Genomic DNA, 12776 nt, shown 5'->3' on the forward strand with positions numbered 1-12776 from the left:
TGGCGTGAACGGAAGACCTCATGTTCGACATCGGGTGGAGTGAACTGGTCCTGATCGGGGTCGTGGCCCTGATCGCCATCGGCCCGAAAGAGCTGCCGGGCGTGCTGCGCATGGTCGGGCAATGGATGGGCAAGGCGCGCAAGATGGCCGCCGAATTCCAGGGGCAATTCCAGGAAGCGATGCGCGAGGCCGAAATGGCCGACCTCAAGAAGAGCTTTGACGAGGTCAAGGAAGCGGCTTCCGGATTCGCCGGCAACAATTTGATGACTTCGCTTCAGAAAGACGTCAGCGACGCGCTCCGCGTCGATGCGCTGGACAAGCCAGCCGAGACCTCGACCACCACCGCTGTCGAACCGCTGGCGACTTCAATCGAGGCGCCGTCGACGCCCACCACGCCCGAAGCGCCGACGCCCGAGACCTTCGTGGAAGCCGAGGCACATGCGGCCGTGAATGAGCCGCTCGCCATCACCCGTGAGGTCGAGCAGGCGCAGGTGGCGCAAGGTTCGGCCACGCAAGATTCGGTGATCCAGGACACCGCGCCGGCCGAGGCGATCAAGGACGCCAGAGCGTCATGAGCGCCGCGGATATCGAGGCCAGCAAAGCTCCCCTGATGGACCATTTGATCGAGCTGCGTTCGCGGCTGATCAAAGCACTGCTCGGCTTCGGCATTGCCTTCATCTTCTGCTTCTTCTTCGCCAAGCAGATCTACAACGTGCTGGTCTGGCCGTTCGTGTGGGTCGCGGGTCCCGAGAACTCGAAATTCATCTACACGGCGCTGCTGGAATATTTCATCACCCAGCTCAAGCTCGCGCTGTTCGGCGCCGGCTTCATCTCGTTCCCGATCGTCGCGACGCAGATCTACAAGTTCGTCGCTCCGGGCCTCTACAAGCACGAGAAGCAGGCCTTTCTGCCGTATCTGGTCGCGACCCCGTTCTTCTTCGTGATGGGCGCAGCACTGGTCTATTTCGTCGTGCTGCCGATGCTGGTCCGCTTCTCGCTCGGCATGCAGCAGGCCGGCAGCGACGACACCGCGCAGATCCAGCTGCTGCCCAAGGTCGGCGAATATCTGTCGCTGATGATGTCGCTGATCTTCGCCTTCGGCATCGCCTTCCAGCTTCCGGTGATCCTGACACTGCTCGGGCGTATCGGCATCGTCACCTCAAAAATGCTGCGCGAGAAGCGCCGCTATTTCATCGTCGTCGCCTTCGTCATCGCGGCCGTTCTGACCCCGCCCGACGTGCTCAGCCAGTGCTCGCTCGCGATCCCATTGCTCGCGCTCTACGAGGGCTCGATCATCGCGGTGGGGATCGTGGAGAAGAAGGCGGCAGCTTCGCAAGCCTCTAGCGGCACCGACGTATCGACGCCGGCCAATCCGGCGGAGTAGGGCGCCCCATACTCCGGTGTCATTCCCCGCGAAAGCGGGGAATCCAGTACGCCGCGGCCTCTCGGGGAATCACGGACGTCTCTGGAATACTGGATCATCCGCCTTCGCGGATGGTGACAGCCGTGCTAGGAGACGCGCTGATGTAAACTGACAACGTTCGCCGTTGTTTGTTTACGCGCTGCCCCAGGACCTCGGCCATGCACGACATCAAATCGATCCGCGACAACCCGCAAGCCTTCGACGCCGGCCTCGTACGACGCGGCCTGAAGCCGATGTCGGCCTCGCTGCTAGCGATTGACGAGACCCGGCGCGCAGCGATCCTGGCCTCCGAGCAGGCGCAGGCGCGGCGCAATGCGGCCTCCAGGGAAATCGGCGATGCCAAGAAGGCGAAGGACGAGGCGCGCGCGGCGAAGCTGATGGCGGAAGTTACCGAGCTCAAGACCACGATGCCGGAGCTCGAGGCGACCGCGAAGGCTGCCGACGAGGAGCTGACGAAAGAGCTGTCCGCGATTCCGAACATCCCGTTAGACGAAGTGCCCGATGGCGTCGACGAGCACGGCAACGTTCAGCACCATGTGTTCGGCAACAAGCGCAATTACGGCTTCGCGCCGAGGCTGCACGACGATCTCGGGACCGCCCTCGGCTACATGGATTTCGAGACAGCGGCAAAACTATCGGGTGCGCGCTTCGTCGTGCTCAAGAAGGGGTTGGCGAGACTGGAGCGCGCGCTCGGCCAGTTCATGCTCGACCTGCATACCAACGAGCACGGCTACACCGAGGTCAATCCGCCGCTGCTGGTGCGCAACGAGGTGATGTTCGGCACCGGGCAGTTGCCGAAATTCGAGGACGATCAGTTCTGGGCGATCAGGGGTGAGCTCCTGGCCGCGCCGGACCCGGAGCGGCTGATGACCGAGCGCCTCGGCCTCATCCCGACCGCCGAGGTTGCCCTCACCAACCTCGTCCGCGAATCCATCCTGGACGAGAAACAATTGCCGATGCGGCTGACTGCGCTGACGCCCTGCTTCCGCGCCGAGGCGGGTGCGGCCGGGCGCGACACCCGCGGCATGATCCGCCAGCACCAGTTCACCAAGGTCGAGCTGGTCTCGATCACAACGCCCGAAACCAGCAAGGACGAACTGGAGCGGATGCTGTCCTGCGCCGAACAGGTGTTGCAGAAGCTCGAGTTGCATTATCGCGTGATGACGCTGTGCGCAGGAGATATGGGTTTCTCGTCGCAAAAAACCTATGACATCGAGGTCTGGATGCCGGGGCAGGGCGAGGGCGGCATGTTCCGCGAGATCTCGAGCTGCTCGGTCTGCGGCGACTTCCAGGCGCGGCGCATGGATGCCCGCTCGCGCGGGCCCGACGGCAAGCCGCGTTTCGTGCATACGCTGAACGGCTCGGGTACCGCGGTCGGCCGCGCGCTGATCGCCGTGATGGAGACTTATCAGCAGGAGGACGGCTCGATTGCAGTCCCCGATGTGCTCCAGCCCTATATGGGCGGCCTGAAGGTCGTCGCGCGCGAGTAAGGCACGTTGCTCGCCTGAAACGGTCGAAACGTTTGGTTGCGAAGATCGGGCGGCCGGTTATCCTGCCGGCCACCCGACAACGCGAACCGATCGTTCATGGCCTTGCACCGCGACATCTTCTGGGTCGGCAGACAATGGGCGGTGACGGGTGCCGGCATCCAGGCTGTCGATCAGCGGCTGCGTGGCGTGCTCGACATCGAGATCACGCGGCTCTGGGACGATCATCTCGTCCAGAGCCGGCGGGCCAAGCCCGGTGTGAATGCCGCGGATTTCGACCGGGCACTGACGCTGGCACGCGAACGCTTTCCGCAGGCGCCGTTGGCGGATCCGTTCGTTGCACAGCTGGAGGCGCTCGGCGTCATCGAGGCTCCCATCGTGAGCCCGGTCGTGCCGGCGATGAAATTGCACGCGGAGGGCCGGCTGGCGCGCTTCCTGCCGCAATGGCGCGTTCGCCGATAGCCGGCCCAAGCCGGGATCGGTCCGGTTTGCCTGATCGGCCCCAGCCGGATAAGACGGCTCAGACCCGCTTCAGGAATCGACCTTCCCCATGCGCATTCTCTGCACCAATGACGACGGCATCCACGCCCCCGGCCTCAAGGTCCTGGAGGAGATCGCGCGCGCATTGTCCGACGACGTCTGGGTGGTCGCGCCTGAGCTCGACCAGTCCGGTGTGTCGCATTCGCTGTCGCTGAACGATCCGCTGCGGCTGCGCGAGGTCGGACCGCGGCATTTCGCGGTGCGCGGCACGCCGACCGACTGCGTCATCATGGGCGCGCGCCACATCCTCGGCGCCAAGCTGCCCGATGTCGTGCTGTCCGGCGTCAACAAGGGCCGCAACGTCGCCGAGGACGTGGTCTATTCCGGCACCATCGCCGGCGCGCTGGAGGGTACCATCCTGGGGCTGCCGTCCTTCGCCCTGTCGCAGGAATTCAGCGTCGAGACCCGCGACCGGCCGCTGTGGGACACTGCGCGCAAATTCGGGCCCGACATCCTGCGCAAGGTGATCGCCGCCGGCATCCCGAAGGACACCGTCATCAACGTCAACTTCCCCGCCTGCGCGCCGGAGGATGTGCTGGGCATTCGCGTGACGCGGCAGGGCAAGCGCAACCTCGGCTTCCTCAAAATCGACGAGCGCAAGGACGGCCGTGGCAATCCCTATTTCTGGATCGGCTTCGAGCGCACTGCGATGATGGATACGCCCGCTGAAGGCACCGATCTCGCGGCGCTGCGCGAACGCTACGTCTCCGTCACGCCGCTCAGGCTCGACCGGACCAACGAGGCGTTTTCCGAGGCGCTGAGTGCAACGCTGAAGTAAGTCCGACCTGGAACGGGGCCTAGCCGCCGCGAAGCGCGGCTTCGATGGTCTTGCCGAGCGCGTCGAGCTGAAACGGCTTCTGAAGCGCCGGCCGATCGCGGTACTGCTCGGGCAGGCCGGAGGAGCCGTATCCGGTGGCGAAGATGAACGGGCAGCCCTTCGCCTTGATGACGTCGGCGACCGGCGAGATGACCTTGCCGTTGACGTTGACGTCGAGAATGGCGATGTCGAACTCGGTTGCCTGGGCGAGCCGCATGGCTTCGCTGATGTCGCCAGCCTCGGCTGCGACCTTGTAGCCAAGCTCTTCGAGCATGTCCGCGACCATCATCCTGATCATCACCTCGTCTTCGACGAGGAATACAGAGCGGCCGGTAAGCCCCGTCGCGGTCATAGTGGAGTCCTTGCCCATTGCCAAAAACGTTCGCAGATAACATGAATCGACGCAATGCGCGTTTCGACGAACGGATGCCTGAAAATGGCCATCGCGGCTCGCCCGTTGCAAGCCAATTTGTGGTCAACTACGCCATCCGAAGCCTATCATGGGTTCCCTGAGCCGGAACAAGAATCTCGCGCCCCAGGTTGGCGTCCCGGACCCCAAAGACAGCACAAGCAGGCAATGACCTCCCATCAGCACCCGCCGGAAAAGATGATGTTTCAGCTCACGCTGAGGCGTCGGGGCATCAGCGACCAGGCGGTCCTGCGGGCCATGGAGGAGGTGCCGCGCGATCAATTCGTCGACGACGCCGATCGCGACGGCGCCTATCGCGACAGCGCGCTACCGATCGCCTGCGGGCAGACCATCAGCCAGCCCTTCGTCGTCGCCTACATGACCGAGCAGCTCCAGCTTCAGAAGAAGCACCGCGTGCTCGAGATCGGCGCCGGCTCGGGCTACCAGGCGGCGGTGCTGTCGCGGCTCGCCGGCCAGGTGTTGACGGTCGAGCGCTACCGCAAGCTGGCGGATGCCGCACGTATCAGGCTTGAAAAGCTCAACTATCACAACGTCGAGGTGATGCTGGGCGACGGACTCAATCTGCCCCCCAATATCGGCCCGTTCGACCGCATCATCGTCACTGCCGCGATGGAGCAGCTCCCGGAGAACCTGGTCGAGCGGCTGGAGGTGGGCGGCATCCTGATCGCGCCCGTCGGCCCGCATCAGGGGGTGCAGACGCTGATCCGGCTGAGCCGGACCGAAGCCGGGATCGAGCGCAGGGAACTCGTCGAGGTCCGCTTCGTGCCGGCGCTGCCCGGTGTGGCGCGGGAGCTGTAGAATTCCGGATTGGCTGTGCTGACAACGTCTTATTGGGAGGGTTAAGCCGTTATTTACTCGGCGCGTGTTTACTTAAAACACCAGTTCTGTTGCGTACGAGTGAGTAACCATGTCCGTTGCCGCCGAGTTGCTTTACTCGCGCCGTGTGCCGCAGGTCGCGGTGCTGGCGCTGATCTCCTTCAGCTTCGCAGGGTGCAGCGCCGACATGTCGTCGCGCATGTCCCAGTCGAACTTCTCCAATCCCTTCGCGCAGGAATCGACCGGTTCGGTGCAGCAGGCACCGCCGCCGCAGCGTGAGCTGCCGCAATATTCGCGGCCGCAGACGCAGCCCGGTTCCTATCAGTCGCAGCCTTTGCCGCCGGCGGTGTCCGCGCCGCAATCCTACCCCGTTGCAACAGGCGGTGTGTCCGGAGGTGGTCGCGGTGTCGGCTCCTACGCCCCCCCGGCGCAGCCGCATCTCGAGACCACGGCCACCGTGCCGCCGCGCTCGGTTGCAGCCGCCCAGCCGGTCGGTGGAACCAAGATCATCGTCGGCACCAGCGATACGCTCGACCTGCTTGCCAAACGCTATCGCGTCACGCCGCAGGCAATCCTCGCGGCCAACGGCTATAAGGGCCCGCGCGCGCTCTCGCCCGGCCAGCAGCTGATCATTCCGCATCAGGCCACCGCCGCTGCGCCCGCGCCGCTCATGGCTCCGGTTGCGGCGGCCCCCGCGTTGGCGCCTGCTGCGAGGCAGGTTGCGGCCGTTGCCGCGCCGTCAAGCACGCACTTCGTCAACCACGGCGACACGCTCGCCAGCATTGCCCGCAAGAACCATATCTCGACGGCTGAACTGGCCCGTGCCAACGGCCTCAATCCCTCTGCAAAACTCAAGCTCGGCACCAGGCTGGCCGTGCCCGGCGCCAAGACCGCCGCTGTCGCAGCACCGCTTGCCGCGGCTCCGGTCGGAGCCGCTCCCGTCGCGGGGACGCTGCAGCCCGTTGCGGCCGCACCTGCGCCCGCTACCAAAATGGCGGCCGTCGCCGCGCCCGTGCAGAGCGCGCGCCTGGCCCAGGCCACGGCGAATGTCGAAGACAAGGCCGCGGAAGCTCCGGCGAAAGCTGCGGAGACCACCAGCGCGCTGCCGACTTTCCGCTGGCCGGTGCGCGGCAAGGTGGTCACGAGCTACGGCGCCAAGACCAATGGCAAGTCCAACGACGGCATCAATCTCGCGGTGCCCGAGGGTACGCCGGTCAAGGCAGCTGAAGACGGTGTCGTTGCCTATTCCGGCAACGAGCTGAAAGGTTACGGCAATCTCGTCCTGGTTCGGCACTCCAACGGCTACGTCACCGCATATGCCCATGCGAGTGAGCTGATGGTGAAGCGCGGCGATACCATCAAGCGCGGCCAGGTCATTGCCAAGTCGGGTCAATCCGGGGAGGTGGCGTCGCCGCAGCTTCACTTCGAGATCCGTAAGGGATCGAGCCCGGTTGACCCGCTTCAATTCCTGAACGGGGCGTGAGCCTGAAGTAGGGCACGCCACCGCCACAAACTCGGTGGCGTCGCCCGGTTCGGCCGGGCGACCCAGTACGCCGCAGCGTCTCGATCGATCACAACCGTCTCTGGAATACTGGATCGCCCGCTTTCGCGGGCGATGACAGTTTTGGGTTGGGCTATGACTGTGGCCACGTCGCCGTCAGCTTCACGCCGAGCCGGCCCGCAAGCTCCTGCACGAACTGCCAGGCGACGCGGCCCGAGCGCGAACCGCGCGTCGTCGACCATTCAAGTGCCTCGCGCTCCAGCGCGTCATCGTCGACCTTGACGCCGAAATGGCTGCAATAGCCCCGCACCATGGCGAGATATTCGTCCTGGCTGCAGCGGTGGAAGCCAAGCCAGAGGCCAAAGCGATCCGACAGCGAGACCTTCTCCTCGACGGCTTCGCCGGGATTGATCGCGGTCGAGCGCTCGTTCTCGATCATCTCGCGCGCCAGCAGATGGCGGCGGTTGGAGGTGGCGTAGAGGATGACGTTCTCCGGCCGACCTTCGATGCCACCTTCCAGCACCGCCTTGAGCGATTTGTAGGACGCATCATTGCCGTCGAAGGAGAGATCGTCGCAGAACACGATGAAGCGGAAGGACGAGGCGCGTAGCTGCTCCATGAGCGCCGGCAGGCTTTCGATGTCCTCGCGATGAATCTCGATCAGCTTCAGTCTGTCGGCCGGTTTGCGCTCCGCGTTGATGCTGGCATGCGCCGCTTTCACCAGCGACGACTTGCCCATGCCGCGCGCGCCCCAGAGCAGCGCGTTGTTGGCGGGCAATCCGTTGGCGAAGCGCTCGGTGTTCTCCATCAGGATGTCGCGCATCCGATCGACGCCCTTGAGCAGGAACAGTTCGACGCGGCTGACGCGCGGCACCGCCGCAAGACGGCCGTCCGGATGCCAGACGAAAGCGTCCGCCTGCTTGAACGATTCGCGTTCGGCGGCGGGCTTGCCTTGAGCGGCGAGGTGCGCCGCGATCGTCTCCAGCGCGCGAACGATGCGCTCCTGGGAGACGCTTTGGTTGGCCTTCGAAGTCGTCTTGGAAGTCGCCTTGGAAATCGTCTTGAAAGCCGCTTTGACGGCCGCCTTGGGACGTTTTGCCGCGACGCCGGCTGGTTTCGCGGCAGGGGTGCGGGGGCCTTTGCCGGCCGGGCTTTTGCTTGGTTTTTGGGGCATGTCCGAAGTTCCTGAGAATGCAGCCTTATCGGGCCTGAGCGCGCGCCGCAAGGTGGCTAAAAGGGCGGTCTGGCAGCGTTGCAATTGGGGCAATGGCCGCTATAGTCCGCGCGAATTTGACCGAACCGGTCGCCATCTGGGCCTGACCGGTTTTCCCCCGTTCTCACGAGGATCGTCCGAATGCTGATTACCCCTGCGTATGCCCAGGCTGCGGGCGCCGGCGACACCAGCGGCATGTTGATGTCGCTGCTGCCGTTCGCCCTGATCTTCGTGATCATGTACTTCCTGATTCTGCGTCCGCAGCAGAAGAAGGTCCGTGACCACGCCGACCTCGTGAAAAACATCCGCCGCGGCGACACCGTGGTGACCTCGGGCGGTCTCGTCGGCAAGGTCACCAAGGTCGTCGACGACGACCAGATCGAGTTCGAGATCGCCGATGGCGTGCGGGTGCGGCAGATGCGCTCGATGGTCTCCGGCGTGCGCGCCAAGGGGGAGCCGGCCAAGGAATCCAAGGAAAGCGCCAAGGAAGACGCCGCGTCGAAGTAAGTGCTTCCGCGAGTCTCTCAAGTTTTCCTGCAAATCTCCTGATCTGACAGGTCCAGTCGATGTTGTATTTCACGCGGTGGAAGGCGCTCGGGATTATCCTGACGGCGCTGATCGTGTGCCTCTGCGCGGTCCCGAACTTCTTCTCCGAAGCGCAGGTCAAGACCTGGCCCGCCTGGGCGCAGCGGAAGCTCGTGCTCGGCCTCGATCTCCAGGGCGGCTCCTCTTTGCTGCTCGAGGTCGATTCCAACTATGTGAAGAAGGAAAAGCTCGATCAGATCCGCGACGACGTCCGTCGCGTGCTGCGCGAGGCCAAGATCGGCTTTACCGGCGGCGTCACCGTGCGCAACGACGCGGCCGAGGTTCGCATCACCAAGGAATCCGACCAGCAGCCGGCGCTGGCCAAGCTGCGTGATTTGGCCCAGCCGCTCGGCGGCCTGATGGGATCCAGCGGTCAGCGCGACCTCGAAGTGACTGACGCCGGGGGCGGATTGATCCGCCTGAGCATCCCGCAGGGCGCGATGCTCGACCGTTTGCGCAAGACCATCGAGCAGTCGATCCAAATCGTCGAGAAGCGCGTCAACGAGCTTGGCACCGTCGAGCCTATCATCCAGCGTCAGGGTAACGACCGCATCCTGGTGCAGGTCCCCGGCCTTCAGGATCCGACCCGCCTGAAGGAGCTGCTGGGCAAGACTGCGAAGCTGGAATTCCGCATGGTCGATCCCTCGGTGCCGCCAGACCAGGCGCAGCAGGGCACGTTGCCGCCGGACACCGAGTACCTGCCGAGCGCCTCGCCGCCGCCGCCCGGCGAGGTGGTCAAGAAGCAGGTGCTGGTTGCGGGCGGCGATCTAACCGACGCCCAGGCGACCTTCGACCAGCGTAGCAATGAGCCGGTCGTCAGCTTCAAGTTCAATAGCTCGGGTGCGCGCAAGTTTGCGCAGGCCACGCAGGAGAATGTCGGGCTGCGCTTCGCAATCATTCTCGACAACAAGGTGATCTCCGCCCCGGTCATTCGCGAGCCGATCACCGGCGGCCAGGGCCAGATCTCCGGCAGTTTCACCGTGCAGTCGGCCAACGACCTCGCGATCCTCTTGCGCGCCGGCGCGCTGCCGGCGCCACTGACTGTCGTGGAGGAACGCACTGTCGGGCCGGGCCTCGGCCAGGACTCGATCGAGAAGGGTGAACTTGCTGCCTATGTCGGTTCGATCATGGTCGTCGTGTTCATGCTGTTGACGTATCGGCTGTTCGGCGTGTTCGCCAACATCGCCGTCTGTATCAACGTCGCCATGATCTTCGGCCTGCTGTCGCTGCTCAGCGCCACGCTGACCCTGCCGGGCATCGCCGGCATCGTGCTCACGGTCGGTATCGCGGTCGACTCCAACGTGCTGATCTATGAGCGCATCCGCGAGGAATTGCGCGGCGGGAGAAGCCCGATATCGGCGATCGACGCAGGCTTCAAGCGGGCGCTTGCCACCATTCTCGACTCCAATATCACCACCTTCATCGCCGCTGCAGTGCTGTTCATGATCGGCACCGGTCCGGTGCGCGGCTTCGCAGTGACGCTCGGCATTGGCATCATCACCACCGTCTTCACCGCCTTCACAATGACCCGCCTGATCGTCGCATGGTGGGTGCAGTGGAAGCGGCCGAAGACCGTGCCGATTTGATCATTCGAGGCCGGCCGTGACCACTACTCAAATCGTTCTCATCTCCCTCGGCGTCGTTATTGCCGTGCTGACCGTGGTCAGCGTGCTCGGGCTGCTGCCGTCGCTGCGCATCGTGCCGGATGACACGCATTTCGACTTCACCCAGTTCCGCCGCATCTCGTTCCCGATCTCGGCGACGCTCTCGATCCTCGCCATCGTGCTGTTCTTCACGCACGGCCTGAATTTCGGCATCGACTTCAAGGGTGGCACCCTGATGGAGGTGCGTGCCAAGTCAGGCACGGCGGACATTGCGCAGATGCGGTCCACCCTCGGCAGTCTGGGCCTCGGAGAAGTCCAGCTGCAGCAATTCGGCGGCCCCGCCGACGTGCTGCTTCGCGTTGCCGAGCAGCCGGGCGGCGACAAGGCGCAGCAGGCAGCTGTCGACAAGGTCCGCGCTGCCCTCGGCGACTCCGTGGACTATCGCCGCGTCGAGGTGGTGGGGCCGCGTGTCTCCGGCGAACTGCTGAGCTACGGCATGCTCGGCCTGATGCTGGCGATCGTCTCGATCCTGGTCTATCTCTGGTTCCGCTTCGAGTGGCAGTTCGCGCTCGGCGCCATGATCGCCAACGTGCACGACATCGTGCTGACGATCGGCTTCATGTCGATCAGCCAAGTCGATTTCGACCTGACCAGCATCGCGGCGCTTCTGACCATTTTGGGCTATTCACTCAACGACACCGTCGTCATCTACGACCGCATCCGTGAAATGCTGCGGCGCTACAAGAAGATGCCGATGCCGCAGCTCCTCAACGAGTCCATCAACTCGACCCTGTCGCGCTCGATCATCACCCATTTCACCGTGACGCTGGCGCTGCTGGCCCTGCTGCTGTTCGGTGGCCATGCCATCCACAGCTTCACCGCGGTGATGATGTTCGGCGTGGTGCTGGTCGGCACCTATACCTCGATCTTCATTGCGGCCCCGATCCTGATCTATCTCGGCGTCGGCGAGCATCGCGAAGATGCGGTCGATAAGGCTACGCCGACGAAGAAAAGCAAGGCATGATCCGAACCGCATGCCCTCGCAGGAGTTTGCGAGGGCAGTAGGCTCATTCGGACGAAGCTCATGGCCGGCGATCCCAACGCACCGCATTTCCCCCGCTCGGCGCCGATCGAAGCTTATGGCAAGGGCGGCTTTGCCTTTGCCGGCATGTCGCATCGGGGATCGCTGCTTTGCTTGCCCGACGCGATCTGGGCCTGGGACATAACGGACCCCGCGAAGATCGACCGCTATTCGCTGGATCGGGTCTTCAAGTCCGCCAACAGCATCGATACGCTCCTGATCGGCACCGGAACCGGGGTCTGGCTGCCGCCGGCGGAACTGCGCCAGGCGCTCAAAGCGGCGAGGGTGGTTCTGGATACGATGCAGACCGGTCCGGCCGTGCGTACCTACAACATCATGATCGGCGAACGGCGGCGCGTCGCGGCCGCGCTGATCGCCGTGCCATGAGTGGCTCTGTGCCGCCGCCGGATTCTGCCGCGTTCTGTGCTGACCTCGTGCGCAGCCACGACTTTCCGCGCTATGCCGCGACCCTGTTCGCGCCTGCTGCCGAGCGCCGCGCGCTGCTGGCGCTCTATGCCTTCAATGTCGAGATCGTCCGCGTCCGCGACCAGGTGACCCAGCCATTGCCCGGTGAAATCCGCCTGCAATGGTGGACCGACATGCTGTCGGGCCAGGTCCATGGCAGCGCCGAGGGCAATCCGGTGGCGGCGGAGCTGCTCCGCGCAATCCGTGATTTCGACCTGCCGGTCGAACCGCTGTCGCTACTCGCCGACGAGCATCAATTCGATCTCTACAACGACCCAATGCCAACAATGGCGGCGCTGGAGGGCTACCTCGCGGCGACCTCATCGGCGCTGTTCGATCTCGCCGCCCGGATCATGGGACCATCGTCGGAGGCGGCCGAGCATCTCGCCCGCCATGCCGGGCTGGCGCAGGGCATCGTAGAGGTCATCGCCAATCTGCCGCGCGATGCGGCGCGCCGGCAATTGTTCCTGCCGCAGCAGGTGCTGGCGAGCCACGATTGCGACGTGGAAGACGTCTTCGCCGGCAAGGAGACGCCAAACTTGCGCGCCGCGCTGGACCAGCTCTCGGCCGAGGCGCGGCAACATTTGACGACGGCCTTGTCGCTGCTGGTGGAGGTGCCGGCATCAGTGCGTCCAGCGTTCCTTCCGCTCGGACAAGCGCGGGCCGACCTCAAGCGCCTGTCGCAGCCCGGGCGCAATCCTTTTACGCCGCAGCCATCGTCGCGGCTGCGTACGCTGTGGACGCTTTGGCGGGCTTCACGTTCGCGGGAATTTACCAAATAGCCGTTGGCTTATCGCCGGAGCCGGGCAAATGC

The 12776-nt window shown here is 64.5% G+C and carries 14 protein-coding genes; 12 read left to right on the forward strand and 2 right to left on the reverse strand.

Annotated elements, in window-relative coordinates; translation table 11 throughout:
- Window positions 1-20 precede the first annotated feature (20 nt).
- The 5 genes from tatB to surE all read left to right on the forward strand — a co-directional run bounded on the left by tatB (window position 21) and on the right by surE (window position 4228).
- Window positions 21-575 (forward strand): Sec-independent protein translocase protein TatB, encoded by a 555-nt coding sequence (tatB, locus tag AC0L2F_RS15595; RefSeq protein ID WP_473248947.1) that lies wholly within the window; start codon window positions 21-23, stop codon window positions 573-575.
- Window positions 572-1384, forward strand: coding sequence for a twin-arginine translocase subunit TatC (gene tatC / locus AC0L2F_RS15600; RefSeq protein WP_007610712.1), 813 nt, complete (start codon window positions 572-574; stop codon window positions 1382-1384). The genes tatB and tatC overlap by 4 nt, the downstream gene beginning before the upstream one ends.
- A 197-nt stretch (window positions 1385-1581) precedes the next feature.
- Window positions 1582-2913, forward strand: a complete 1332-nt coding sequence (serS, locus tag AC0L2F_RS15605) for a serine--tRNA ligase (protein ID WP_473248948.1) — start codon at window positions 1582-1584, stop codon at window positions 2911-2913.
- 96 nt (window positions 2914-3009) lie between these two features.
- On the forward strand, window positions 3010-3372 hold the full coding sequence (locus tag AC0L2F_RS15610) for a hypothetical protein (protein WP_473248949.1): 363 nt from the start codon (window positions 3010-3012) through the stop codon (window positions 3370-3372).
- Between the two features lie 88 nt (window positions 3373-3460).
- Complete coding sequence (gene surE / locus AC0L2F_RS15615; RefSeq protein WP_007610706.1) at window positions 3461-4228, forward strand: 5'/3'-nucleotidase SurE; 768 nt, start codon at window positions 3461-3463, stop codon at window positions 4226-4228.
- Between the two features lie 19 nt (window positions 4229-4247).
- Here surE and AC0L2F_RS15620 read toward each other — a convergent pair whose 3' ends face one another.
- The gene (locus AC0L2F_RS15620) at window positions 4248-4619 is read right to left on the reverse strand and encodes a response regulator (protein WP_007610705.1); all 372 of its coding nucleotides are present in this window, start codon (window positions 4617-4619) and stop codon (window positions 4248-4250) included.
- Between the two features lie 225 nt (window positions 4620-4844).
- Between AC0L2F_RS15620 and AC0L2F_RS15625 the strand changes: the two genes are divergently transcribed.
- Together AC0L2F_RS15625 and AC0L2F_RS15630 are read left to right on the forward strand one after the other, a co-directional pair.
- Complete coding sequence (locus AC0L2F_RS15625) at window positions 4845-5495, forward strand: protein-L-isoaspartate(D-aspartate) O-methyltransferase (RefSeq protein WP_473248950.1); 651 nt, start codon at window positions 4845-4847, stop codon at window positions 5493-5495.
- A gap of 109 nt (window positions 5496-5604) precedes the next feature.
- Window positions 5605-6996, forward strand: a complete 1392-nt coding sequence (locus tag AC0L2F_RS15630; RefSeq protein ID WP_473248951.1) for a peptidoglycan DD-metalloendopeptidase family protein — start codon at window positions 5605-5607, stop codon at window positions 6994-6996.
- 151 nt (window positions 6997-7147) lie between these two features.
- Here the strand turns inward: AC0L2F_RS15630 and AC0L2F_RS15635 are convergent, their stop codons facing one another.
- On the reverse strand, window positions 7148-8188 hold the full coding sequence (locus AC0L2F_RS15635) for an ATP-binding protein (RefSeq protein WP_473248952.1): 1041 nt from the start codon (window positions 8186-8188) through the stop codon (window positions 7148-7150).
- A 180-nt stretch (window positions 8189-8368) separates the two neighbouring features.
- On the opposite strand from AC0L2F_RS15635, the gene yajC reads away from it, so the two are divergent.
- Genes yajC through AC0L2F_RS15660 form a run of 5 tightly spaced genes read left to right on the forward strand, consistent with a single transcriptional unit; the run spans window position 8369 to window position 12744 of the window.
- The gene (yajC, locus tag AC0L2F_RS15640) at window positions 8369-8734 is read left to right on the forward strand and encodes a preprotein translocase subunit YajC (protein WP_007610701.1); all 366 of its coding nucleotides are present in this window, start codon (window positions 8369-8371) and stop codon (window positions 8732-8734) included.
- A gap of 59 nt (window positions 8735-8793) precedes the next feature.
- Entirely contained in the window at window positions 8794-10398 is a 1605-nt protein-coding gene (gene secD / locus AC0L2F_RS15645) for a protein translocase subunit SecD (RefSeq protein ID WP_007610700.1), read from the forward strand.
- A gap of 16 nt (window positions 10399-10414) precedes the next feature.
- Complete coding sequence (gene secF / locus AC0L2F_RS15650; protein ID WP_007610698.1) at window positions 10415-11440, forward strand: protein translocase subunit SecF; 1026 nt, start codon at window positions 10415-10417, stop codon at window positions 11438-11440.
- Window positions 11441-11500: 60 nt separating this feature from the next.
- Window positions 11501-11884, forward strand: a complete 384-nt coding sequence (locus AC0L2F_RS15655; RefSeq protein WP_007590678.1) for an Mth938-like domain-containing protein — start codon at window positions 11501-11503, stop codon at window positions 11882-11884.
- Window positions 11881-12744: a phytoene/squalene synthase family protein gene (locus AC0L2F_RS15660; protein WP_473248953.1), complete on the forward strand. Its 864-nt coding sequence runs from the start codon at window positions 11881-11883 to the stop codon at window positions 12742-12744. Before AC0L2F_RS15655 ends, AC0L2F_RS15660 begins: the two co-directional genes overlap by 4 nt.
- Window positions 12745-12776: the final 32 nt, after the last annotated feature.

This window comes from Bradyrhizobium sp. Ken64 (genome assembly GCF_055807555.1).